This is a genomic window from Streptomyces sp. NPDC093801 (assembly GCF_040701585.1).
In the GTDB taxonomy this organism is placed as follows: Bacteria; Actinomycetota; Actinomycetes; order Streptomycetales; family Streptomycetaceae; genus Streptomyces.
In genome coordinates this window covers 20,351-41,845 of sequence record NZ_JBFBDP010000010.1, presented here as the reverse complement: position 1 = coordinate 41,845, position 21,495 = coordinate 20,351, and the positions used below count along the sequence as shown (strand labels likewise).

Sequence of the window (21,495 nt, the reverse complement as noted above, 5' to 3'; positions counted from 1 at the left end):
ACGGCCCCGTGACGCCCCAGGTGAGCGGGGCGCCCTACCTCCACTCCTCAGCCATCCCTCGAAGGGAACGCCTCGCATGGCAGGCAGCATCCAAGACCGCTGGTTCAAGACCATCACCGGCCCCGACGGCAAGCCCGTCCGCGTCAAGACCGACCGCCACGGCTCGGGCATGCGCTACCGAGTCCGCTACTTCGCGCCGGACGGGAAGCGGAAGGCGAAGTCCTTCCCCGACGGACAGAAGCGCCTCGCCGAGCAGTGGCTCAGCAGCATCACGGCGGACGTAGCCCGCGGCGACTTTATCGACCCGAACGCGTCCCGCACGAGCTTCCAGGAGTTCGCGGAGACGTGGCTGGCGAACCAGAGCGGGGACCCGAACACCCGGGCGTCGATGCAGTCCCAGCTCAAGCTCCACGCCTTCCCCCGCATCGGGCCGCGCGCGCTGGGCTCGTTCCAGCCGAGCCACATCCGCGAGTTCGTGACGCAGCTCGAAGGGTCCGGAATGTCCGGCGCGTACGCCCGCGTCATCTTCTCCAACGTGCGGGCCGTCCTCTCCGCCGCCGTGGAGGACGGTTACCTGCGCCGGAACCCCTGCAACTCCCGGACCGTGACGCTGCCCGAGATGGGCATGCGCCGGGTCGTGCCGTGGCGGCCCGAACGCGTCTTCGCCATGCGCGGTGCGCTGGTCGACCGTCTCCGGCCGATGGTCGACGTGGGCGCCGGCTGCGGCCTGCGGCAGGGCGAGATCCTCGGCCTGTCCGTCGACGACCTGGACTTCGAGACCGGCACCCTGCACGTGGTCCAGCAGCTCAAGCTGAGCCTCAGCAAGCCCGTCTTCGCCCCTCCGAAGGGCGGCAAGCTCCGGGACGTTCCCCTGCCCGACCCGGTGGCGGAAGCGCTCCAGGACCACATGAAGCGCTTCCCGCCGGTGGAAATCACGCTGCCGTGGATGCGGACGAACGGCCAGCCCATGACCAAGCGGCTCATCTTCAGTGGGCCGAACGGGGGACACATCTGGCGCACGTCGCTGAACGAGGATCACTGGAAGCCCGCCCTCGCCAAGGTCGGCGTCATCCCGAAGGCCAGGAGCCGCGAGCACGCCGCCGCCCGCGAGCACGGCATGCACGCCCTACGCCACTTCTACGCGTCCGTACTGCTGGACGCCGGGGAGAGCATCAAGGCCGTCAGCGAGTACCTCGGGCACTCCGACCCGGGCCTGACGCTGAAGGTGTACGCGCACCTGATGCCCAGTAGCCGGGACCGGGCCCGGAAGGCCCTCGGCGAGGCGCTCCGGCCGCAGGACCCGCCGCGCTGAGGGCCCAGAGTGGGCCCAGGGCATGAAAACGCCTCCCGCCCGCGCCATATGCGCAGGTGGGAGGCGTGATCACAAAAGTTACTTCTTCTTGCCCTGGTTCTTGACGGCCTCGATGGCGGCCGCGGCGGCGTCCGGGTCGAGGTAGGTGCCGCCCGGGGTGAGGGGCTTGAAGTCGGCGTCGAGCTCGTAGGAGAGCGGGATGCCGGTCGGGATGTTCAGGCCCGCGATGTCGGCGTCGGAGATGCCGTCCAGGTGCTTGACCAGGGCGCGCAGGGAGTTGCCGTGCGCCGCGACCAGGACGGTGTGGCCGTCCAGGAGGTCCGGGACGATCGAGTCGTACCAGTACGGGAGCATGCGGACGACGACGTCCTTGAGGCACTCGGTGCGCGGGCGCAGCTCCGGCGGGATGGAGGCGTAGCGCGGGTCCGCGGACTGGGAGAACTCGGTGCCGTCCTCGAGGGCCGGCGGCGGGGTGTCGTACGAGCGGCGCCACAGCATGAACTGCTCCTCGCCGAACTCGGCGAGGGTCTGGGCCTTGTCCTTGCCCTGGAGGGCGCCGTAGTGGCGCTCGTTCAGGCGCCAGGAGCGGTGGACGGGGATCCAGTGGCGGTCGGCGGCCTCCAGGGCCAGCTGCGCGGTGCGGATGGCGCGCTTCTGGAGGGAGGTGTGCACGACGTCGGGGAGCAGGCCGGCGTCCTTGAGCAGCTCACCGCCGCGGACCGCCTCCTTCTCGCCCTTCTCGTTGAGGTTGACGTCCACCCAGCCGGTGAACAGGTTCTTCGCGTTCCATTCGCTCTCGCCGTGGCGGAGGAGGATCAGCTTGTACGGTGCGTCGGCCATGCGTACGAGCCTAGTGGACGCTCCGGGGCGCTCGCGCGCGGTCAGGACACGGTCCGATTGACGCCCGGCGTCAATTGAGTGGCGGGCGGCGGGGGCCTCTCGTAACGTGCCGGGCGGATCTGTGACGCTTACATCGCCCGGGGGAACCTCCATGTCCTTTGCCCGTCTGAGTCGGTCGGCCCGGGAGAGCGTCTCGGGCCTGCCGCGCGCGTTCTGGTGGTTGTGGGCGAGCACGCTCGTCAACCGGCTCGGCGCCTTCGTCGCCACGTTCATGACCTTGTACCTGACCCTGGAGCGGGGTTACTCGGCCTCCTTCGCGGGACTCGTGGCGGCTCTGCACGGGCTGGGCGGGGTGGTCTCCTCGCTGGGGGCGGGGGTGATGGCCGACCGGCTGGGGCGGCGGCCGACGATGCTGGTGGCGCAGGTCTCGACGGCCGGCTCGGTGGCGCTGCTGGGGTTCATGGAGCACCCGGCTGCGATCGCGGCGGTGGCGCTGCTGGTCGGGATGACCTCGAACGCCTCGCGGCCCGCGGTGCAGGCGATGATGGCGGACATCGTCCGGCCGGAGGACCGGGTACGGGCCTTCGCGCTGAACTACTGGGCGATCAACCTGGGCTTCGCGGTCAGCTCGACGGCGGCGGGGCTGATCGCCGAGTACAGCTACCTGGCCGGGTTCCTGGGCGAGGCGGCGCTGACGCTGCTGTGCGCGGTGCTGGTGTTCGTGAAGCTGCCGGAGTCGCGGCCGGAGCCCGTCAAGGGAGCCGAGGGGGCCGCGGAGGACGGGTCGCGGATCGGGCTGGGCGGCGTGCTGCGCGACGGACGGTTCATGGGGGTCGTCGGGCTGTCGTTCCTGATCTCGCTGATCTACACCCAGGGGTCGGTGGGGCTGCCGGTGGCGATGGGCTCGGCCGGGTTCTCGCCCGGGGAGTACGGGCTGGTCATCGCGGTGAACGGGGTGCTGATCGTGGCGCTCCAGCTGCCGGTGACGCGGTTCATCGAGCACCGCGACCCGCGCCGGCTGCTGGTGGTCTCGGCGCTGCTGGTCGGGTACGGGTTCGCGCTGACGGCGTTCGCGGGGCCGCTGTGGGCGTACGCGCTGACGGTGTGCGTGTGGACGCTGGCGGAGATCGTGAACGCGCCGACGCAGACGGAGCTGGTGGTGCGGCTGTCGCCGGTGCAGGGGCGCGGCCGGTACCAGGGGGTGTACACGATGTCCTGGGCGGTGGCCTCGCTGGTGGCTCCGCTGATGTCGGGGTTCGTGATCGACCGGTACGGGGCGGGGTGGCTGTGGGCCACGACGGGCGTTCTGGGGACGGTGGCGGGGGCCGGGTACTGGTTCCTGATGCGGGGGCTTCCCGGGCGGGCGGAGGACCGGGGGGCCTCCGGCGGCGCCCCTGCCGCCGGTACCGCCCCGGCTCCGGTGGCGGCCGCTCCCACCGCTCAGGCTCCCGCCGAGGCGTAGGCCGGGCGGGGCGCCGGGCGGGGGCTACTCCGCCCGGACAGCCGACGGGCGGGTCAGGTGTCTGAAGGCGTCCAGGTTGCGGGTGGACTCGCCCCGCTCCGTGCGCCATGCGTACTCGCGGCGGATCGCGCTCGCGAAGCCCAGTTCCAGGAGGGTGTTGAAGGCTCCGTCCGCCGCCTCCAGGACCGTGCCCAGGAGGCGGTCCAGGTCCTCGGGGGTGACCACGGACAGCGGGAGCCGCGCCGTGAGGTAGACGTCGCCGAGCGGGTCGACCGCGTACGCCATCCCGTACAGCTTGAGGTTGCGCTCCAGCAGCCAGCGGTGGACGCCGGCCTCGTTCTCGTCGGGGTGGCGGATCACGAAGGCGTTCACCGACAGCGAGTGGCGGCCGATCCGCAGCGAGCAGGTGGTGCTCAGCTTGCGGGTGCCGGGGAGCTGGACGACGTACGTGCCGGGCCGGGGGCTCTCCCAGCCCAGCTCGGCGTCGGCCAGCGTGGACTCGATGATCGCGGCGGTGTCAGCCATGGTGGGAGCGTACGCGACGGCGGTGATCATGCATCGCCGCGGTGTACACGTCGGCGGTTCCGCTGGCGGCGGTGTCCCAGCCGAAGTGCTGTGCGTGCCGTGCGGCGGCGGCGCCCATGCGGTCGGTCAGGCCGGGGTCGTCGACGAAGCGGCGCAGCGCGCGGGCGTAGTCCACGGGGTCGTGGCCGGGGACGAGGACGCCCGTGACCCCGTCGTCGACGGCGACGGGGAGTCCGCCGACCGCGGCGGCGAGGACCGGCGTGCCCGTGGCCTGGGCCTCGATGGCGACCAGCCCGAAGGACTCGTTGTACGAGGGCATGACCAGCACGGACGCGGCCCGGAACCATTCGGCGAGCCGGTCCTGGGCCACCGGCGGCTGGAAGTGCACGAGGTCGGTGATGCCGAGCTTCGCGGCGAGCTTCTGCAGTCCTTCCGGCTTGGCGAGGCCGCTGCCGCTGGGCCCGCCGACGACGGGGACGAAGAGGCGGCCGCGCAGCGCGGGGTCGCGGTCGACGAGCTCGGCGACGGCCCGGAGCAGGATGTCGGGGGCCTTGAGCGGCTGGATGCGGCCCGCGAAGAGGGGGATCACGGCGTCCTGCGGCAGGCCGAGCCGGGCGCGGGCGGCGGCGCGGCCGTCGCCGGCGGTGAAGCGGTCGAGGTTGACGCCGGGGTGGACGACGGCCACCTTTCCGGGGTCGGCCTCGTAGTACCGGACGAGTTCGTCGGCCTCTTCGGCGGTGTTGGCGATCAGCCGGTCGGCGGCGGCGACGATCTGGGTCTCGCCGATGACGCGGGCGGCCGGCTCGGGGGTGTCGCCCTCGGCGAGCGCGGCGTTCTTGACCTTGGCCATGGTGTGCATGGCGTGGACGAGGGGGACGCCCCAGCGTTCGGCGGCGAGCCAGCCCACGTGGCCCGAGAGCCAGTAGTGGGAGTGCACGAGGTCGTAGTAGCCGGGGCGGTGGCCGGCCCAGGCCTGCATGACGCCGTGGGTGAAGGCGCAGAGCTGGGCGGGGAGCTCCTCCTTGGCGAGGCCTTCGTAGGGGCCGGCGTCCACGTGCCGTACGAGGACGCCGGGGGCGAGCTCGACGACGGGCGGCAGGCCGCCGGTGGTGGCCCGGGTGAAGATCTCCACCTCGATGTTGATCGCGGCGAGGCGGCGGGCCAGCTCGACGATGTAGACGTTCATGCCGCCGGCGTCGCCGGTGCCCGGCTGGTGCAGCGGTGAGGTGTGCACGCTGAGCATGGCCACGCGGCGGGGCTTGCGGTGGTGGCCCACGGCCGGGAGGCGCAGGCGGGGCGCGTCCTGGCGGGCACCGCGGGCGGCGGCGATGCGGCCGCTGATGCTGCCGCCGAGGCGGGACACGTACTGGCTCAAAGGAGCAGTTCCTCTCGCTCGGATCGCGCGGACGGCGGACGGGGTGGTGCCGGTGGGGCGGCACGTCTTGCGGCATGACGGCGGGAGCGCGCGCGGCGCCCTGCAAGGAGTGCAACCCGGATGGCCGTCCCCCGCATTCCGGGGCTCGGGAACTTCCTGCTCGCCGGGACGGATTTTTTTGCGGGCCGGGCGCTCCGCTTACGCTCGGCGCATGGTCTCCCGCAGCACTCCGCCACCCCCGAAGCGCCCCGTGGGCACCGTGACGCGGGGGACGACGAACCCGAACCGGCTGCGGCGCATGGACCGCTGGATCGCCGCCGTGCACGGGGCGGCGCTGCGCCGGGCGGACGCGCCGGTGGCGGTGGACCTGGGGTACGGGGCGGCACCGTGGACGGCGGTGGAGCTGCTGGCGCGGCTGCGGGAGGCGGCTCCCCGGGTGCGGGTGGTCGGGATCGAGATCGAGCCGGCGCGGGTGGCGGGGGCGAAGCCGTACGAGCGGGAGGGGCTGAGTTTCCGGCACGGCGGGTTCGAGGTGCCGCTGGACGGCGGGGAGCGGCCGGCGCTGATCCGCGCGGCGAACGTGCTGCGGCAGTACGAGGAGGAGCGGGTCGAGGAGGTCTGGCGGGGGCTGTGCGCGCGGCTGGCTCCGGAGGGGCTGCTGGTGGAGGGGACCTGCGACGAGATCGGGCGGCGGCACGTGTGGGTGGCGCTGGGGCCGGAGGGGCCGCGGACGGTGACCTTCGCGACGCGGCTGGGTTCGCTGGAGCGGCCGTCGGACCTGGCGGAGCGGCTGCCGAAGGCGCTGATCCACCGGAACGTGCCGGGGGAGCCGGTGCACGCGTTCCTGCGGGACTTCGACCGGGCGTGGGCGGCGGCCGCGCCGTACGCCTCGTACGGGGCGCGGCAGCGCTGGATCCGGACGGCGCGGGCGCTGGCCGTCGACTGGCCGCTGGCGGACGGGCCGGTGCGCTGGAGGCAGGGGGAGCTGACGGTGCGCTGGGAGGCCCTGCGGCCGGCGGGGTGAACCTCGCGGGAAGGGGGAACCGGGGGTGGGGGCGGCCCGTTGAGTCGACTGGGATGGACGGTGCGTGTCCGGTCGTGATCGGAGCGGAATCCGGAGGGTGTTGGAATTCTCCGGTTCGTGGCACCATCCCGGGGACAGTGCAAAGTTACTGACGAATAGTCAGATCTGATGTCCGGTGATGTCGGCTCTGACTCGGGGCGCCTGGGGGAGCCATGGGGACCGTGAAGCGAGCGTCGTCGCGCCGGAGGGGGGCGTCCGCCCTGACGCTGCTGTGCGCGATGGCGGTACTGGCGGCCCCCGGACTCGCGGCGGGCACGGCGTACGCGGCCCCGTCGGCGCCCGCCGCTCCGGCCGCGCCCCTGCCGGAGCCGGGGAGCAAGTCCCTGGAGCAGGTGCGCAAGGAGATAGAGGACCTCTACCGCCAGGCGGGCAGCGCGACGGACGCCTACAACCTCGCGGAGAGCGAGACCAAGGCGCAGTCCGAGCGGATCGTCGAGATCGCCAAGCTGGTGGTGGCGGGCCAGGACCGGATCTCCACCCTGAAGGACCGCGCGGGCGCCGCCGCCCGCGCCCAGTACCGCTCGGGCGGCCTGCCGCCGGGTGCGCGGCTGGCGTTGAGCAACAGCCCCTCCGACTTCCTGGACGGGACGGACCGGCTGCGGCAGGGCGAGAAGGCCACCACGGACCTGCTGGCCGAACTGAACCGCACCCAGGCCGACTTGGAGCGGTACGCGAAGGACGCGGGCGCCCTCTGGCAGAAGATGGAGGACAACCGGGCCAAGAAGGAGACCGCCAAGAAGGAGATCGAGGAGAAGATCAAGACGGCGGAGGCCCTGGAGAGCAGGCTCGCGGCCGAGGAGAAGGCCCGGCTGATCCAGCTGGAGCAGGACGCCCAGTACCAGGCGCAGACGGCGTGGCTGTCGTCGGGCGCGATGAAGGACGTCAAGGGCCTGGCCACGGACGCCGGGAAGAGGGCGGTGCAGTTCGCCACCGCGCAGATCGGGAAGCCGTACGTCTGGGGTGCGGAGGGTCCGGCCTCCTACGACTGCTCGGGGCTGACCTCGCAGGCGTGGCTGGCGGCGGGGCGGCCGATCCCGCGCACCTCGCAGGAGCAGCTGCGGCTGCTGCCGAAGGTCGCGATGAAGGACATGCGCCCGGGTGACCTGATCATCTACTTCGACGACGCGAGCCATGTCGGGATGTACGTCGGGGACGGGGCGATCGTGCACGCGCCGCGGCCGGGGCGGAACGTGACGATGGCCGGGGCGGGCTCGATGCCGATCAAGGCCGTGGTCCGGCCCGACGCGTAGGCCCCGTCCGGGCCGCGTCGGGGCCGGGGGCAGGCCCGTCCGGGCCGCGTCCGGGCCGGTGGCAGGCTCGTCCGGGCCGCGTCCGGGCCGGGGGCAGGCCCGTCCGGGCCGCGTCCGGGCCGGGGGCAGGCCCGTCCGAACCCGGGCCGGGCCGGGGGTGCCGCCGGCCCCGGACTCCCCGGCGCGCGGCCGCCGCCACCGCTTCCGGTTCCGTCTGCGCCGCGCGGCGGGCCGGGGGCTCGCCCCGCGCAGCGGTGCCCGTACACCCCGTGACGGGGGGCTTCGGCGGGGCCGGCCGGGCCGTGACGTTGGTCATTGCCCATGGGCGGGTTTCCGACAGGATGGGGGCATATGACACCGCACCCCGCCCGTTTCGGCATTCCCCCGCCCCGTCCCGCCCGCTAGGGTCCCGGCATGAGCGCACTTCCGGGGGGAGGCAAGGAACCGGAGACGATGCCCGTACCCGTACCGCGGCAGAGGGAGACCCCCGCCACGGAGATCACCGGCCCCGCCCCCCAGGCGGCGCCCTCGCTGACCCTGCTGGTCATCGAGGACGACCCCGCGGGCGGTCTCACCGTCCCCGAGATCCTCGACGCCGACGGCCAGCGCATCCGGCTCCGTGCGGCCCGCAACCTCACCGAGGCCGCCCGGCTGCTCACCCCCGACGTGCACTGCGTCCTCCTCGACCTGGCCCTGCCCGGCCCCGGCGAGGACGGCTTCGGCGCCCTGCGGGAGGTGCTGCGCATCGCGCCCCGCCACGCCGTGCTCGTCCTGACCGCCGAGGCCGACGCCGAGCGCGCCGCCGAGGCCGTCCGCGTCGGCGCCCAGGACTTCCTCTTCCGCGACGAGCTCGACGGGCGGCTCCTCAGCCGCGCCATCCGCTACGCCGTGGAGAGAAAGCGGGCCGACATCGCGCAGTACAAGCTTGCAGAATCGAAACTTCGGGCCCAGGAGAACGCCCGCCTGGAGCGCGGCCTGCTCCCCACCCCCCTGCTCGACGGCTCCGACCTCCGCTTCGCCGCCCGCTACCGCCCCGGCCGCAGCCGGGCCCTCCTCGGCGGCGACTTCTACGACGCCGTCCGCACCCCCGACGGCACCGTCCACGCGATGATCGGCGACGTCTGCGGCCACGGCCCCGACGAGGCGGCCCTCGGGGTCGAGCTGCGCATCGCCTGGCGCGCCCTGACCCTGGCCGGACTGTGCGGGGACGACCTGCTCGCCACCCTCCAGGAGGTCCTGGAGGTGGAGCGGCCCTGCGAGGAGATCTTCGCGACGCTGTGCACGGTGGACATCTCCCCCGACGGCCGCCGCGCCGGCCTGTGCCTGGCCGGCCATCCGGCCCCGCTGGTCTCCCGCCCCGGCCGCGCCGCGCGGCTGCTGCCGTACGAGAACAGCGGCCCGGCCCTCGGGCTGCTCCCCCGGGCCCGCTGGCCGCGCCGCCAGGTGGACCTGGGCGGCACCTGGAGCCTGATGCTCTACACGGACGGCCTCATCGAGGGCCGCATCGGCGAGGGCCGCGAACGCCTCGGCCAGGACGGCATGGTCGAGATGATCAACCGGCACCTGGAGGACGGGCTGACGGGCGAGGGGCTGCTGGAGGCGTCCGTCACCGAGGCCCGGCGCCTCAACGGCGGCGAGCTCACCGACGACGTCGCCGTCGTCCTGCTCTCCCGGGCCGGCGGCTGACCGGCCGCTAGCGGCCGCCGTTGTACGGGCCGTACGGGCCGTCGCTGCTGCTCCCGCCGCGGCGCCGGTTGCCGCCGCCCGAGACCTGCTTGAGGGCGGGGCGCACGTCGACGAAGAACACGATGGACGCCACCAGGCCCGCGATCTCCAGGAACAGCATCCCGAGGAAGAAGTCCACCAGCACCGTGACGCCGAGGATGACCAGCCAGAAGGTCTTGGTCTGCTTGTCGGCGGCCCGGTAGGCGTCCTCGCGCGCGAGCAGCGCGAGGACGAAGGCCACGACGGCGAGCGCCAGCATGGCGTAGCCGAGCAACGGGAGGACTCCGTTATCGAACCCCTGCATCAGCATCGTCTCGACCGCCTTCTCGCATCCAGCTCTTCTGACTCCACGCTACCGCCCGGGCAGCCTTCCGAAACGAGAACGGACCGGACACCCCGCAGGTGCCCGGTCCGTCCCCTTCGCGGTCAGCTCTCGACGGCGGCCTCGGCGGCCGGCTCGCCGGCGGCCTTCTTGGCCGCGGTGCGGCGCGCGGCGGGCTTCTTCGCGGAGGCCTTCTCCTCGCCCGCCGCCCCGGCGGGGGCGTCCTGGGCGGGCACCTCGGCCTGCACCGGCTCCGGCTCGACGACCTCGGCGATGTCCACGATCTCGTCGGCGACCTCGCCGCGCCAGGAGCGCACGGCCTGCTCGCCGTGCTCGGCGACCCGGTCGTAGGTCTCCTTGGCCCGGACGGCGTACTCGGCGGCCACGCCGACGCCGCGCAGCGCCAGGTCCTGGGCGGTCTCGCCCAGCTTCTTCGGGTCGATCGCCCCGAAGACCTCGACGACCTTCGCCGTGACGGCGTCCTGGGCCACCTTGGCCTTGTCCTGGACGACCTTGGGGTCGGTGTCGAGCACGGCCTCGATGCGGGCCGGGGCTTCGGCGCGCAGCTGTTCCAGCAGGCCGGGCACCTTCTTGGCCTGCTGGAGGGCGAGGTCCGCGGTGCCGGCGGCGAAGTAGAGGGGGGTGGGGTCGGTGAGGGTCTTCTTCAGGTCATCGGCGATGGCCATGTGCGGGTCCTCCCGGATCCGGTCAGTTCGTAGGGGGCACCGCGCCGTCGGCACGGGTTCCGGCGGCCGCAGCCGCGTCGACATCGGCGTCGGCGTCGGCGCCGACATCGGCCCGGGCCTCTGCTCCGGCGGCCGCGCCGGGGGCCTGGTCGGCCTCCGCCGCGTTCTCCTTGCGGAACGCGTCGTAGATCTGGAGCAGCACCTGCTTCTGCCGCTCGTTGATCGACGGGTCGGAGAGGATGACGGCCCGCGTCTCCACCTCGTCCCGGTCCCGCTCGTCGAGGATCCCGGCCTGTACGTAGAGCGTCTCGGCGGAGATCCGCAGCGCCTTGGCCAGCTGCTGGAGGATGTCCGCGCTCGGCTTGCGCAGCCCGCGCTCGATCTGGCTCAGGTACGGGTTCGACACCCCCGCCGCGTCGGCGAGCTGCCGCAGCGACAGCTGGGCCTGCCGCCGCTGCTCGCGGAGGTATTCGCCGAGGTTTCCGACGTTGAGCGATGCCATGCTCCGAATCCTGCCGCACCCTGCTAACTATTGCAAGCGCTTGCTTGCAGGAGCACCCACTCGGCCCCTCCGCAGAAAAGTTCTCCCGCCGGCCGTCACATCCGTGCGCGGCCGCGGGTCAAAGGGGTGTCGGACGCACGAGAGCGCCGGCGACACCGACCGCCCCGAAGGAGCCCCCATGTCCACCACCGCCACCGTCGTCACCCTGGTCGCCGCCTTCATGGCCGGGTTCTCCGGCGTCTCGATCCTGCGCGGGGCGAAGTTCGTCATCGAGCCGCTGGTCGAGTACGGCGTCCCGAAGGGCATGTGGACCTTCCTCGGCACCGTCAAGATCGCCGGGGCCCTCGGCCTCCTCGCCGGCTTCGTCGTCCCCGCCGTCGGCATCGCCGCCGCGATCGGCCTGGTCCTCTACTTCACCGGCGCCGTCGTCACGGTCCTGCGCGCCCGCTCGTACGCGCACGTCGCCTTCCCGCTGATCTACGCGGCCCCCGCCGCCGCCGTCCTCGCCCTGGCCTGAGACCGGGGCCGGGGCCGGCGGCGGCCCGGCCCCGGTTCCGGCTCCGGCTCCGGCCGGCGGAGCCGCTCAGTCCGCCAGGGCCGACAGGTCCAGCGCCCCCAGGCGCTCCGGGTCGGACAGCACGTCGATCGCGACGATCCGCCCCTCCACGACCGTGAAGGCCATGACCGACACGGCCCGGTCCTTGCGGACCACCACCACGCCCGCGGCGCCGTTGATCAGCGCCGGGCGGACGAACGGGGCCAGCGAGCCGTACGTGACCGCCTGGCCCGCCACCGTCCGCGCACCCGTGAGCACCACGGTGAGCGCGCCGCCGACCCCGCCGTCCGAACGCAGCACCACGTCCGGATCGAGCACGGACAGCAGCGCCTCGAACTCCCCGTCCCGCGCGGCCGCGAAGAACGCGTCCACCGCCTCCCGCTGGCGCGCGAGGTCCTTGTCGGGAGCCGGGGCCTGTCCCTGCACCTTGCGGCGGGCCCGGCTGGCCAGCTGCCGGGTCGCCGCCGAGGACTTCTCGACGAGCGGGGCGATCTCCTCGAACGGCACCGCGAACATGTCGTGCAGGACGAACGCCAGCCGCTCCGCCGGCGACAGCGACTCCATCACCACCATCAGCGCCAGCCCCACCGAGTCGGCCAGCAGCACCTCCTGCTCCGGGTCGACCCGGCGCTCGGAGCCGATCAGCGGATCCGGGATCCGTGTCTCCAGCCGCTCCACCGGATCCTCGCGCCGCTGCTCGCGCGAACGCAGCATGTTGAGGCAGATCCGCGAGACCACGGTCGTCAGCCATCCGCCGAGGTTCTCCACCTCTCTCACATCGGTGCGGTCCAGCCGCAGCCACGCCTCCTGGACGGCGTCGTCCGCCTCGCTCAGCGAGCCGAGCATCCGGTAGGACACCGCCCTCAGATGACTGCGGTGCTCCTCGAAACGCTCCGTCAACGAAGAACTCTCGTCCACCTGTCCCCTTCTTTCCTCCGTGCGGGTCAAGGCAGTAGACCCCACCCGCCCGCGCGCGCGGGCGGGTTCGGGCCCGGGACGTCAACTCCCCTCCACCCGGCCCCTACGCCGCCGGCGCCCGGCCGATCACCACGGTCGCGTGCAGCTCCTCCGAGGCGGCCGCCCGTACCGCGAGACCCCCCGCCATCAGGGCGGACGCCGTCAGCGGCGCCTGCCGGGCGCTGGTCTCGATCAGCAGGTGGCCGCCCGGGGCCAGCCACCGTCCGGCCCCCGCCGCGACCCGGCGGTGCACGTCCAGCCCGTCCTCGCCCCCGTCGAGGGAGACCAGCGGCTCGTGCACCCGGGCCTCCGGCGGCATCAGCCCGATCTCCCCGGTCGGCACGTACGGGGCGTTCACCACGAGGACGTCCACCCGCCCGCACAGCTCCGCCGGGAGCGCCGCGTACAGGTCGCCCTCCCAGACCGCTCCCCCGTACGGGGCCACGTTGCGCCGGGCGTACGCCAGCGCGGCCGGGTCGATGTCGGCCGCGTGCAGCTCGACCCCGCCCGGCACCTGCGAGGCCACCGCCGCGCCGAGCGCGCCCACCCCGCAGCACAGGTCCAGCACGACCGCGCCGGGCCGGGCCAGCGCCACCGCCTCCCCGGCCAGGAACTCGCTGCGCCGGCGCGGTACGAAGGCCCCCGCCCCCACCTCCACGCGCAGCCCGCAGAACTCCGCCCAGCCGACGACGTGCTCCAGCGGCTCCCCCGCCACCCGGCGGGCGACCAGCCCCGCCAGCCGCGCGCCGTCGGGGGCCGCCGCGATCAGCAGCTCGGCCTCTTCCTCCGCGAAGACGCACCCCGCCGCGCGCAACTGCTCAACGATCGATGTCACGTACCCCATCCTCGGATTCCCGGAACGACAACGGCGACGGCGGGGTCAGAAGATGTCCGGGCACCACGGACGCCGGGCCGTGCGGAACACCGCGTCGGCCAGCGCGACCGCCCCCGGCCGCTCCTCCGCCACCCGGCCCAGCGCCGCCAGCCGCGCCGCCGACTCGTCGCCGAGGTACAGGGAGCCCAGCGCGGACACGTCGAGGCGCAGGTCGGCCGGGTCCTGCGTACGGGTGCACGCGCCGGCGGCCGCGTCCAGCCGGTAGCGGCCGTCCGCGAGCCCGGCCGCGTCCTCCACCTCCAGGACGAGGACGCCGGGGACGGCGTACGTCCGCGCGGCCAGGGCCCGTTCGACGTCGAGCAGGCGCAGCCACAGGAAGTCGGCCGAGGTCACCTGCCGGGCGGCGCGCGGGTCGGGCAGCAGCAGCGGGACGAGGTCGTCGGGGGCGCGGTAGCCGGTGCGGACCTTCAGGACCCAGTCGACGGAGCACAGGAACCGCCACAGGGCGCGCTCCGCGGCCGGGGTCACCGCGATCAGGTCCCTGACCCGCAGGGTGTTCTGCGGGAGCTTCTCGTCGGTCCAGTGGTCGTCGGCCGAGTACACCGCCAGACCGGCCGGCTCGCCCGACGCGTCCCGGTACACGGCGTGGAAGGCGTCCTTGTAGGGGCGCGCCAGGCTCTTCTCCAGCCCGGTGGCCAGGTTCCACCAGCGGGTGTCGCGGCTGACCGCGCCGTGCACGGACGCCCGCAGCCGCTCGTGCAGCGCGGGGCCGGTCTCCCGGACCTCGGAGACGTCGACCAGGTCGATCCGGCCGCCGTCGCCGGGCCCCGAGCCGCGGGGGTCGAGGCCGCTGCGCGCGATGTCGATCTCCCACTCGGCGGCGGTGGCGGCGGGGCCGTACCCGTACCGCCCGTAGATCGGGTACTCGGCGGCGATCAGCGTGGAGACGACGTCGCCGCGCTCCTTGGCCGCCGCCAGCTCGGCCGCCATCATCCGGGTCAGCAGGCCCTGGCGGCGGTGGGTGGAGGTCACGCTGACGTTGGTGACGGCGCTGGAGGGGACGGCCGCCCCGCCGGGAACGGTCAGTTCCTGGGCGAAGGAGCGGAAGGTGGCCACGCAGCGGCCGGTCACGGGGTCGAAGGCGCCCAGGGCCCGGGAGAGGTCCCAGGACGCGGCCCGCAGGGCCACGTCGGCCTCGGGGACCGGCTCGGTCCGCAGGAAGCCCGCGTTGAGGGCCCGTAGCCAGTGGGAGAGTTCGGATGCGGCGATCGGTCGGATGTCAGCACTCATGTCCGGTCACGCTAACGGCCGCACCGGTCCCGGTCGCCCGAATTTCCGTCCGTCCGCCGGGGCCCGTCCCGGCGGCGGCCGGCCGGGCGGCGGGCTCGGTGCGCCGCCGTCACGCCAGCAGGTCGTCCACCTGTGCCTCGCCCTCCCGGTAGCGGCGGGTGATCTCCGCGCTGGAGTCGTCCGCCGTCCGCTGGAGCTGCTGGCGGCGCCGCGAGACCTGCTGCTCGTAGCGGACCAGCCGGGCCATCGCCTCGTGGAGTTCGGCGTCCGTGCGCGCGTCCAGGTCCGACAGCTCCACGTCCGACAGCATCTCGGCCGCCAGCAGCCGGAACTCCTCGTTGTGCGGGGTCCCGAGGGTGACGTGCCGGGCGGACGCGCTGCGGCTGGACGGGGCGTCGGCGAGGATCTCCGAGAGCCGGTCCACCACCGGCGCCTCGGGGTCCGTCCGGCGGGCCAGCTCGGCGCGCAGGATGTCGATGCGGCCCTGGAGGAGCCTGCGGACGTAGCTGAGGTCGGCCTCGTCGCGCTGGGCGTCGCGGCGCAGGGCGCGCAGCTCGGGCAGGCCGAGCGCGGCGGCGGGGGTGGTCAGCCCCTCGGGGTCGCCGGTGCGCTGCGCGGGCGGCCGTACCGGGGTCGCGGTCGCCGTCGCGGTCGCGGCCGCGGTCGCTTCGCCGGGTTCTGCGAGTGATGCGAGTGCTGCGAGTGACGCGGGTGCTGCGGGTGCAGGTGCGGAGATACCAGAGGTGTTCATCGTTTCGTGTCCGTCCCCTCGACCGGTGCTGGGGGCACCGCCTGCGTGCATGGTGCCACTCTCCGTGGTGCGGACGCAGTCCCACGCCACCCGATCGGCCCCGGACGGGTGCACGCCTGGTACACAGGTGGTATGCGAGCAGTGGTGCAGAGGGTGGACGGCGCGAGCGTCGTCGTGGCCGGCGAGACGGTCGGCGAGATCGTCGGCGAGGGGCTGTGCGTGCTGGTGGGGGTGACCCACGACGACACCCCGGAGAAGGCGGCGGTGCTGGCCCGCAAGCTGTGGTCGGTGCGGATCCTGGAGGCGGAGAAGTCCTGCAGCGACGTGGACGCGCCGCTGCTGGTGATCTCCCAGTTCACGCTCTACGGGGACGCCCGCAAGGGCCGGCGCCCCACCTGGAACGCGGCCGCGCCCGGGCCGGTGGCCGAGCCGCTGGTGGACGAGGTCGTGGCGCAGCTGCGGGCGCTGGGCGCGACGGTGGCGACGGGCCGGTTCGGCGCGGACATGCGGGTCTCGCTGACGAACCACGGCCCGTTCACCATCGTCATCGACGTGTAGGCGGCGCGGCCCTACGGGGCCACGACGACCTCCTGCGCGGCCGGGGTGCTCCCGGCCAGCAGCGGGGCGTCCACCGGAACGTTCCGCTTCACGAGCGCGAGGGCGATCGGCCCGAGCTCGTGGTGGCGCACGGCGGTGGTGACGAAGCCGAGCTGGCGGCCGTCCTCCCCGTCGGCGGCGAGCCGTACGGGCGCGCCGTGCGGCGGGAGCAGCACCTCGGAGCCGTCGAGGTGGAGGAAGACCAGGCGGCGCGGCGGCTTCCCCAGGTTGTGGACGCGGGCGACGGTCTCCTGGCCGCGGTAGCAGCCCTTCTGGAGGTGCACGGCGGTGCCGATGAGGCCGATCTCGTGCGGGATGGTGCGGTGGTCGGTCTCCAGGCCCAGGCGCGGGCGGTGGGCCTCGACGCGCAGGGCCTCGTACGCGAGGAGTCCGGCGGCGGGGCCGTGCGCCGCGGCGAAGTCCTCCAGCTGCCCGCGCGGGAGGAACACGTCGCGGCCGTAGGGGGTCTCGCGGACCACGAGCTCCTTGTCGACCTCGGCGATGGAGCCGGCCGGCAGGTGGACGACGGCGAAGTCGGAGGTGCGGTCGGCGACTTCGACGCGGTAGAAGAACTTCATGGACTCCAGGTAGGCGATCAGCGCCTCCTGGGTGCCGGGCTCGACGTGCGCCCAGGTGGTCTCGCCGTCGTCGACGAGGTGCAGCTGGTGCTCGATGTGGCCGTTGGCGGAGAGGATCAGCGCCTCGGTGGCCTGCCCGGGCGGGAGTTCCGTGACGTGCTGGGTGATCAGCAGGTGCAGCCAGGCGAGCCGGTCCTGGCCGGTGACGGTGACGACCCCGCGGTGGGAGAGGTCGACGAACCCTCGGCCGTCGGCGAGGGCGCGCTGTTCGCCGTAGAGCTCTCCGTAGTGGGCGGCGACGCCCTCGTCACGGCCTTCGGCCGCTACGGCGCCGGGAAGATGGAGCAAGGGGCTGCTGGTCATGGCACCAAGCCTACGACCCCGTACGGAGGGCCCCAGGGCGCACCGGGGGCGCTAGGCGGTGTCCTGCGCGGGCCGGGGGCTCTCGGTGCGGTCGTCGCGGCGCCGGGCGGCGCACGCCTCGCACAGGCCGAAGATCGCGAAGTGCTTCATGTCGGTCTCGAAGCCGAAGGTGGTGCGCAGTTTCGCCGTGAAGTCGGCGGCGATGTCGAGGTCGGCCTCGATCACCCCGGTGCAGTCGCGGCAGACGAGGTGGATGTGGTGGTGCCGGTCGGCGAGGTGGTAGGTGGGGGCCCCGTGCCCGAGGTGGGCGTGCGAGACGAGGCCGAGCTCCTCCAGGAGCTCCAGCGTGCGGTAGACGGTGGAGATGTTGACGCCGGAGGCCGTTCTGCGCACCTCGACGAGGATCTCGTCGGGAGTGGCGTGCTCCAGGGCGTCGACCGCTTCCAGCACGAGCTGGCGCTGCGGGGTCAGCCGGTATCCGCGCTGCCGCAGATCGCTCTTCCAGTCGGTGGTCACCACCCGGCCAGTGTAAGCGCGCGAAGGGGACCGCGGCCCTGCCGCGGTCCCCTTCATCGCTGCCGGTACGTCGCCGCCGGCGGGCTCAGCGGAAGAAGGCGATGCCGTCGTCCGGGAGCTCGGGGAGGTTGCGCGCCATGTCGGCGATCTCCTCCGGGGTGACGACCTTCTTGAGCTGGGCCGACATGTAGGGGCGCAGCTCGACCTCGGGGGTCGCTTTCTCGCCGACCCACATCAGGTCGCTCTTCACGTACCCGTAGAGGCGCTTGCCGCCGCTGTACGGGCCGGAGGCCGCCGTGCGGGCGACCGCGTCGGTGACCAGGTCGATCTGCGGCTTCTGATCGGCGAGCTCGCCGTACCAGACCTCGACCACGCCCTGGTCGCGGACCATGACGATCTCGACCTTGCGGTCCTTGTCGATGCGCCAGTAGCCCGACTCGGTCTCCAGCGGGCGCACCTTGTTGCCCTCGGTGTCGAGCACCCAGGCGCGGGAGGTGTACTCCAGGAAGTCCCGGCCGTCGTGGCTGAAGACGACCTCCTGGCCGAAGTTGCACTTCTCCTCGCCGGGGAAGTCGAAGACGCCGGCGCCTTCCCAGGTGCCGAGGAGGAAGGCGAGGGGGACGAGACCCGGGTTCAGGTCGGACGGGATCTGGATCATGGTTGGCTGCTCAGGCGATCTGTGGGAGGGGTTCCGGGGCGGTCGGCCGGTCGGCTGCTAGCGCTGACCCTGGTACAGCTTCTTGACGGCCAGGCCGGTGAAGGCGAGGACGCCGACGCAGACCAGGACCAGCAGGGAGGTGAAGAAAGCCTCAAGCACGGGGTGCTCCTCGGAGGAATCGGTGCGGGTGGACGGGGCCGGTCCCCAAGCCTACTGGCCCGGGGACCGGCGCACGGTGTGAGGTGGGCTGAACCGGCCCCGCCGGTTCAGCCCAGCAGCTGCCGCTGCAGGATCACCGCCTGGTGGAGGGGGACCGCCGCGGCCCCGCCCTTGCGGTTCTGGAGGATCACGGCCTGGACGTCGCCCGACTGGACGCACCCGATCCTGGTCTGCTCGTCGCCGAAGGGGACGGACTCCCGGAGGACCGTCATGCCGCTGGCGTCGGGTGCCGGCTGGGACCCGCGGGCCTTGCCCCAGTCCCCGTCGGGCTCCATTCCCTTGACCCCGTTGAGCTCGGAACCGCAGCCCATGAACGTGTCGGCAAACCCGGAGGCGTGGTAACGCAGCAGGTAGACCCGGGTGCGGGTGCCGTCCAGGGTGGTCCAGCCACGGGCCGCGATCTGACGCAGCCCGTTGTCGGCGAACCCCGCCTTCATCTTCTCGCGAGCAGTGGACTCGTACTCCTCCAGGAAGGTGTCGACGGTGACCGCCGAGTCCTTCTCCAGCTTCAGCCCCGGGTCCGGGGAGGAACCGACGGGGGCGGGCAGCAGGAGCTGGGTGAGGTCGGCGTAGTGGATGCCTTCCGGGTCGTCCACGGCGAACGGCGCCGGCGCGCCGGGCGGCAGGGCGGGCTTGGCCAGGGCCGGGTAGGTCCAGCGGCCGTCGCTCTTCGTGGACAGGCCGGGGACGTCGGTGCGCTCGGCCCGGGAGATCCCGTACGCGGTCCCCGCGCCGGCGGCGGCGAAGACGAGCACGGCGGCGGTCCAGCGCAGGGCGGCGCGCAGCGCGCGGCGGCCCTTGGGGGCGGCCACGGCCCCGGGGGCCTCGGGCGCCTCGGGAGTCCCGGGCGCCTCGGGAGTCCCGGGCTCCCCTGGAGCCCCGGGGGCCTGGACGGCCTCGGGTGCCGCCGCTGCCGCCGGGGCCTCGGAGGTCACCGGCGCCGGGTCCGCCGGAGCGGGGTCGACGGTGGTGTTCTGCTCGGTCACACGGACTCCCCGGGGGACTTCAGGCGGGACAGCTGGTTCCTGAGGAGGCTGGTGGCCTCGGTCTTCGAGAGGCCGGCCGTCTGCGGACCGAACGCGCGGAAGTTGACCATCACGTCGCCCTGGACGGCCACGCAGTAGAGGGAGTCGATCGTCTCCTTCTTCTCGTCGCCCACGCTCATGCGGGTGCACTTGGCGTCCGGGTAGCCGTCCACGGTCGGCGCGTCCCGGTCGTCGCCCATGACGGCGAGCATCTTCTTGGAGACGTCCCCGAACGCGCCCACCGCCTTCGGGTCGGCCTGCATGAGACGGATCTCGACGACCATGCCGGTGGAGGCGTAGCTCCGGCCGGCCAGGCCCTTGAGCTTGAGGTCGGCCAGCATGTCGTCGCGCTTCTTGCGCTCCGAGCCGGACAGGCCCTTGCGGGCCTCCTTGAAGCTCTCGACCGCCTTCTCCCCGGACTCGTAGAAGTCGTTCCCCTCACCCGGGAGGTCGGGCCCCGGCAGGAAACCGGACGGGGCCGGCAGGAGCTTGGAGGTGAGGTCGTTGCCCGGTACCGGCGCGGGGTGCTCGGCCTCGGGCAGCTTCCCGCCGGCCTCGACCCAGTAGGCGGTCGGCGCGGTCCGGTCGGCGCCGGCGAGGGCGGAGGCCGCCCACACCCCGCCACCCACGAGGAGGGCGGCGGCCACGGCGGCGGCGGAGAGGAGGAACTTCTTCCGGCGGGCCGCCGTCGGCGCGGGCGCGGCCGGGACGGGGGTCTCGGGAGCCCCGTCCACCACGTCCTGCGACCCGGTCGGCCCGGCCTGCGGCTCGGCCGGCTCGGTCGGCCCGGTCTGCGACCCGGTCGGCCCGGCCTGCGGCTCGTTCTGCTGCTCGTTCTGCGGCTCGGTCACAGTCGCTCCAGCTGTCGCTTGGCCAGGTCGAGGACGTCGCTCTCGGCGATCGGGCGGGCGCGCTCGTCGGTGTAGTAGACGTCCATGACGATGTCGCCCCGGCGGAGGACCGCGCGGGCCTCCCTGACCGCGTGCCCGCCCTCGGAGCTGAGCTCCGAGTAGACCCAGACGTGCCCGAGGCCCGCCGAGACGCCGGGAACGGCGACGCCGCCGTTGCCCGCGAAGTCCTTGTTGGGCATGTACGTCACCTGGTCGCGGTAGAACTCGTCGGCTCCGGAGAAGTCGCGGAACTGGATGAGCCGGACCTCCACGCCGATGTCGCCCTGCGTCCACGACCGGGTGGCCAGGCGCCGGAACCCGTCCCTCAGGAAGGCGCGCATGGCGCCGCTCGGCTTCGTGAAGGTCGTCGAGAGGGAGTCGAGCGTGTCGTACCCGTCGAAGTCGACCTGCGCGCCGGCCGGCGCCTCGATCAGCAGATCGGTGAGCTCTCCGTCGCTCTTGTGCCAGCGGTTGGCGTTGATCGTCTTGACCGTCGTGGCGTCGTTCGGCGCCTGCGCCTTCGGCGTGTCCAGCTTCTGCTGGGCCAGCGGCGGGAGGGGCGTGGGCTCGCGGTCGTACTGGATCGCGTAGCCGGTGACCGTGCCGGCGAGGGCGCCGAGGACGAGGGCGCCGGCGATCAGGGCGGTGGTGCGGCCGCGGCGGCGCCGGACGCGCGGCGGCGGCTGTTCGTGTTCCAAAGGGGTCCCCCCACAGACCTGGAGGCGCGGGAGCGTTCGCCCGCGCACATCCAAGACACCCTGCGGCGGGAAGCCGTTGTACGCATCTTTATTACGCTTTTATCTCGAACGCGTTCAATCCTCGGGCGGGCGCCGCTTCCCGTCCAGTTCGTCCCACCACTCGTCGGACTTCGGATCCCCCGACGGGTCGTCCCACCAGCGGTCGTCCGGCCCGCGCCGGTTCGCGACCATCGCCGCCACCGGCGGGATGACCATGGCGACCACGCACAGCGCCACCGCCGCCGGGACGGAGAAGAGGCGTACGAAGGACCAGGCGGAGACGAACAGGAACAGGCATCCGCCCATGAGCAGGAAGTAGGCGCGCCGACGCCGGGCGTACATGCCTCCAGCGTAGGACGGGCCCCCCGGAACACAAGCGTGCGGACGGCACGGAGGGCCGCACCCCGATCCAGTGGCGTCCAACCCCCTGGGGTGCGGCC

At 73.4% G+C, this 21,495-nt stretch carries 24 protein-coding genes; 7 read left to right on the top strand and 17 right to left on the bottom strand.

The annotated features are described in order from the left end of the window. Window positions 1-76 precede the first annotated feature (76 nt). A complete protein-coding gene (locus tag AB0469_RS13335; protein ID WP_366451465.1) occupies window positions 77-1,312 on the top strand; it encodes a tyrosine-type recombinase/integrase in 1,236 nt (411 codons plus the stop codon). 78 nt (window positions 1,313-1,390) lie between these two features. On the opposite strand, the gene AB0469_RS13330 is transcribed toward AB0469_RS13335, so the two are convergent. Continuing rightward, a complete protein-coding gene (locus AB0469_RS13330) occupies window positions 1,391-2,152 on the bottom strand; it encodes a phosphoglyceromutase (RefSeq protein WP_362055608.1) in 762 nt (253 codons plus the stop codon). A 151-nt stretch (window positions 2,153-2,303) separates the two neighbouring features. On the opposite strand from AB0469_RS13330, the gene AB0469_RS13325 reads away from it, so the two are divergent. Continuing rightward, the gene (locus tag AB0469_RS13325; protein ID WP_366451464.1) at window positions 2,304-3,614 is read left to right on the top strand and encodes an MFS transporter; all 1,311 of its coding nucleotides are present in this window, start codon (window positions 2,304-2,306) and stop codon (window positions 3,612-3,614) included. Between the two features lie 24 nt (window positions 3,615-3,638). Here the strand turns inward: AB0469_RS13325 and AB0469_RS13320 are convergent, their stop codons facing one another. Both AB0469_RS13320 and mshA read right to left on the bottom strand, forming a co-directional pair. Next, window positions 3,639-4,139, bottom strand: a complete 501-nt coding sequence (locus AB0469_RS13320) for a YbjN domain-containing protein (RefSeq protein ID WP_366451463.1) — start codon at window positions 4,137-4,139, stop codon at window positions 3,639-3,641. Further along, complete coding sequence (gene mshA / locus AB0469_RS13315) at window positions 4,132-5,514, bottom strand: D-inositol-3-phosphate glycosyltransferase (protein ID WP_366451462.1); 1,383 nt, start codon at window positions 5,512-5,514, stop codon at window positions 4,132-4,134. Before mshA ends, AB0469_RS13320 begins: the two co-directional genes overlap by 8 nt. A gap of 211 nt (window positions 5,515-5,725) precedes the next feature. Between mshA and AB0469_RS13310 the strand changes: the two genes are divergently transcribed. From AB0469_RS13310 to AB0469_RS13300, 3 genes are all read left to right on the top strand, one after another. Further along, window positions 5,726-6,538 carry a class I SAM-dependent methyltransferase gene (locus AB0469_RS13310; protein ID WP_366451461.1) on the top strand — a complete coding sequence of 271 codons (813 nt, stop codon included), beginning with the start codon at window positions 5,726-5,728 and terminating at the stop codon, window positions 6,536-6,538. A 212-nt stretch (window positions 6,539-6,750) separates the two neighbouring features. After that, on the top strand, window positions 6,751-7,848 hold the full coding sequence (locus AB0469_RS13305; protein ID WP_366451460.1) for an NlpC/P60 family protein: 1,098 nt from the start codon (window positions 6,751-6,753) through the stop codon (window positions 7,846-7,848). 453 nt (window positions 7,849-8,301) lie between these two features. Further along, window positions 8,302-9,534 (top strand): SpoIIE family protein phosphatase, encoded by a 1,233-nt coding sequence (locus tag AB0469_RS13300; protein ID WP_366451654.1) that lies wholly within the window; start codon window positions 8,302-8,304, stop codon window positions 9,532-9,534. Window positions 9,535-9,541: 7 nt separating this feature from the next. Here AB0469_RS13300 and AB0469_RS13295 read toward each other — a convergent pair whose 3' ends face one another. From AB0469_RS13295 to AB0469_RS13285, 3 genes are all read right to left on the bottom strand, one after another. Continuing rightward, window positions 9,542-9,883, bottom strand: coding sequence for a DUF2516 family protein (locus AB0469_RS13295; RefSeq protein ID WP_366451459.1), 342 nt, complete (start codon window positions 9,881-9,883; stop codon window positions 9,542-9,544). A 116-nt stretch (window positions 9,884-9,999) separates the two neighbouring features. After that, complete coding sequence (locus AB0469_RS13290) at window positions 10,000-10,581, bottom strand: hypothetical protein (RefSeq protein WP_366451458.1); 582 nt, start codon at window positions 10,579-10,581, stop codon at window positions 10,000-10,002. Window positions 10,582-10,603: 22 nt separating this feature from the next. After that, window positions 10,604-11,083 carry a helix-turn-helix transcriptional regulator gene (locus AB0469_RS13285; protein WP_366451457.1) on the bottom strand — a complete coding sequence of 160 codons (480 nt, stop codon included), beginning with the start codon at window positions 11,081-11,083 and terminating at the stop codon, window positions 10,604-10,606. Between the two features lie 178 nt (window positions 11,084-11,261). Here AB0469_RS13285 and AB0469_RS13280 point away from each other — a divergent pair, with 178 nt between their 5' ends. Next, window positions 11,262-11,600, top strand: a complete 339-nt coding sequence (locus AB0469_RS13280; RefSeq protein ID WP_366451456.1) for a DoxX family protein — start codon at window positions 11,262-11,264, stop codon at window positions 11,598-11,600. 66 nt (window positions 11,601-11,666) lie between these two features. Here the strand turns inward: AB0469_RS13280 and AB0469_RS13275 are convergent, their stop codons facing one another. The 4 genes from AB0469_RS13275 to AB0469_RS13260 form a co-directional block, all read right to left on the bottom strand. Continuing rightward, window positions 11,667-12,557: a sigma-70 family RNA polymerase sigma factor gene (locus AB0469_RS13275; protein WP_366451455.1), complete on the bottom strand. Its 891-nt coding sequence runs from the start codon at window positions 12,555-12,557 to the stop codon at window positions 11,667-11,669. Window positions 12,558-12,660: 103 nt separating this feature from the next. Further along, window positions 12,661-13,440, bottom strand: a complete 780-nt coding sequence (locus tag AB0469_RS13270) for a putative protein N(5)-glutamine methyltransferase (protein ID WP_366451453.1) — start codon at window positions 13,438-13,440, stop codon at window positions 12,661-12,663. Window positions 13,441-13,476: 36 nt separating this feature from the next. Beyond that, entirely contained in the window at window positions 13,477-14,721 is a 1,245-nt protein-coding gene (locus tag AB0469_RS13265) for a GNAT family N-acetyltransferase (RefSeq protein ID WP_366451452.1), read from the bottom strand. A gap of 109 nt (window positions 14,722-14,830) precedes the next feature. Continuing rightward, window positions 14,831-15,472: an AmfC protein gene (locus tag AB0469_RS13260; RefSeq protein ID WP_366451451.1), complete on the bottom strand. Its 642-nt coding sequence runs from the start codon at window positions 15,470-15,472 to the stop codon at window positions 14,831-14,833. Window positions 15,473-15,604: 132 nt separating this feature from the next. On the opposite strand from AB0469_RS13260, the gene dtd reads away from it, so the two are divergent. Next, window positions 15,605-16,030, top strand: coding sequence for a D-aminoacyl-tRNA deacylase (gene dtd, locus AB0469_RS13255; RefSeq protein ID WP_042801357.1), 426 nt, complete (start codon window positions 15,605-15,607; stop codon window positions 16,028-16,030). A gap of 11 nt (window positions 16,031-16,041) precedes the next feature. On the opposite strand, the gene AB0469_RS13250 is transcribed toward dtd, so the two are convergent. The 7 genes from AB0469_RS13250 to AB0469_RS13220 all read right to left on the bottom strand — a co-directional run bounded on the left by AB0469_RS13250 (window position 16,042) and on the right by AB0469_RS13220 (window position 21,397). Beyond that, window positions 16,042-17,010 (bottom strand): folate-binding protein, encoded by a 969-nt coding sequence (locus AB0469_RS13250; protein ID WP_366451450.1) that lies wholly within the window; start codon window positions 17,008-17,010, stop codon window positions 16,042-16,044. 51 nt (window positions 17,011-17,061) lie between these two features. Next, the gene (locus tag AB0469_RS13245) at window positions 17,062-17,529 is read right to left on the bottom strand and encodes a Fur family transcriptional regulator (protein ID WP_366451449.1); all 468 of its coding nucleotides are present in this window, start codon (window positions 17,527-17,529) and stop codon (window positions 17,062-17,064) included. A gap of 82 nt (window positions 17,530-17,611) precedes the next feature. Then, window positions 17,612-18,184, bottom strand: coding sequence for an FABP family protein (locus tag AB0469_RS13240; RefSeq protein ID WP_366451448.1), 573 nt, complete (start codon window positions 18,182-18,184; stop codon window positions 17,612-17,614). Window positions 18,185-18,450: 266 nt separating this feature from the next. After that, window positions 18,451-19,389, bottom strand: coding sequence for a hypothetical protein (locus AB0469_RS13235; RefSeq protein ID WP_366451447.1), 939 nt, complete (start codon window positions 19,387-19,389; stop codon window positions 18,451-18,453). After that, window positions 19,386-20,279, bottom strand: coding sequence for a hypothetical protein (locus AB0469_RS13230; protein WP_366451446.1), 894 nt, complete (start codon window positions 20,277-20,279; stop codon window positions 19,386-19,388). Before AB0469_RS13230 ends, AB0469_RS13235 begins: the two co-directional genes overlap by 4 nt. Continuing rightward, window positions 20,276-21,016: a hypothetical protein gene (locus tag AB0469_RS13225; protein WP_366451445.1), complete on the bottom strand. Its 741-nt coding sequence runs from the start codon at window positions 21,014-21,016 to the stop codon at window positions 20,276-20,278. The genes AB0469_RS13230 and AB0469_RS13225 overlap by 4 nt, the downstream gene beginning before the upstream one ends. A 114-nt stretch (window positions 21,017-21,130) precedes the next feature. Beyond that, window positions 21,131-21,397, bottom strand: a complete 267-nt coding sequence (locus AB0469_RS13220; protein WP_042813060.1) for a DUF3099 domain-containing protein — start codon at window positions 21,395-21,397, stop codon at window positions 21,131-21,133. Between the last annotated feature and the right edge of the window lie 98 nt (window positions 21,398-21,495).

What these genes read in the sequence shown, in the direction of transcription:
- AB0469_RS13335 (WP_366451465.1), top strand. Translation starts at nt 77, where the DNA reads ATGGCAGGCAGCATCCAAGACCGCTGGTTCAAGACCATCACCGGCCCC.
- AB0469_RS13330 (WP_362055608.1), bottom strand. Translation starts at nt 2,152, where the DNA reads ATGGCCGACGCACCGTACAAGCTGATCCTCCTCCGCCACGGCGAGAGC.
- AB0469_RS13325 (WP_366451464.1), top strand. Translation starts at nt 2,304, where the DNA reads ATGTCCTTTGCCCGTCTGAGTCGGTCGGCCCGGGAGAGCGTCTCGGGC.
- AB0469_RS13320 (WP_366451463.1), bottom strand. Translation starts at nt 4,139, where the DNA reads ATGGCTGACACCGCCGCGATCATCGAGTCCACGCTGGCCGACGCCGAG.
- AB0469_RS13310 (WP_366451461.1), top strand. Translation starts at nt 5,726, where the DNA reads ATGGTCTCCCGCAGCACTCCGCCACCCCCGAAGCGCCCCGTGGGCACC.
- AB0469_RS13305 (WP_366451460.1), top strand. Translation starts at nt 6,751, where the DNA reads ATGGGGACCGTGAAGCGAGCGTCGTCGCGCCGGAGGGGGGCGTCCGCC.
- AB0469_RS13300 (WP_366451654.1), top strand. Translation starts at nt 8,302, where the DNA reads ATGCCCGTACCCGTACCGCGGCAGAGGGAGACCCCCGCCACGGAGATC.
- AB0469_RS13295 (WP_366451459.1), bottom strand. Translation starts at nt 9,883, where the DNA reads ATGCTGATGCAGGGGTTCGATAACGGAGTCCTCCCGTTGCTCGGCTAC.
- AB0469_RS13290 (WP_366451458.1), bottom strand. Translation starts at nt 10,581, where the DNA reads ATGGCCATCGCCGATGACCTGAAGAAGACCCTCACCGACCCCACCCCC.
- AB0469_RS13285 (WP_366451457.1), bottom strand. Translation starts at nt 11,083, where the DNA reads ATGGCATCGCTCAACGTCGGAAACCTCGGCGAATACCTCCGCGAGCAG.
- AB0469_RS13280 (WP_366451456.1), top strand. Translation starts at nt 11,262, where the DNA reads ATGTCCACCACCGCCACCGTCGTCACCCTGGTCGCCGCCTTCATGGCC.
- AB0469_RS13270 (WP_366451453.1), bottom strand. Translation starts at nt 13,440, where the DNA reads ATGGGGTACGTGACATCGATCGTTGAGCAGTTGCGCGCGGCGGGGTGC.
- AB0469_RS13265 (WP_366451452.1), bottom strand. Translation starts at nt 14,721, where the DNA reads ATGAGTGCTGACATCCGACCGATCGCCGCATCCGAACTCTCCCACTGG.
- AB0469_RS13260 (WP_366451451.1), bottom strand. Translation starts at nt 15,472, where the DNA reads ATGAACACCTCTGGTATCTCCGCACCTGCACCCGCAGCACCCGCGTCA.
- dtd (WP_042801357.1), top strand. Translation starts at nt 15,605, where the DNA reads ATGCGAGCAGTGGTGCAGAGGGTGGACGGCGCGAGCGTCGTCGTGGCC.
- AB0469_RS13250 (WP_366451450.1), bottom strand. Translation starts at nt 17,010, where the DNA reads ATGACCAGCAGCCCCTTGCTCCATCTTCCCGGCGCCGTAGCGGCCGAA.
- AB0469_RS13240 (WP_366451448.1), bottom strand. Translation starts at nt 18,184, where the DNA reads ATGATCCAGATCCCGTCCGACCTGAACCCGGGTCTCGTCCCCCTCGCC.
- AB0469_RS13220 (WP_042813060.1), bottom strand. Translation starts at nt 21,397, where the DNA reads ATGTACGCCCGGCGTCGGCGCGCCTACTTCCTGCTCATGGGCGGATGC.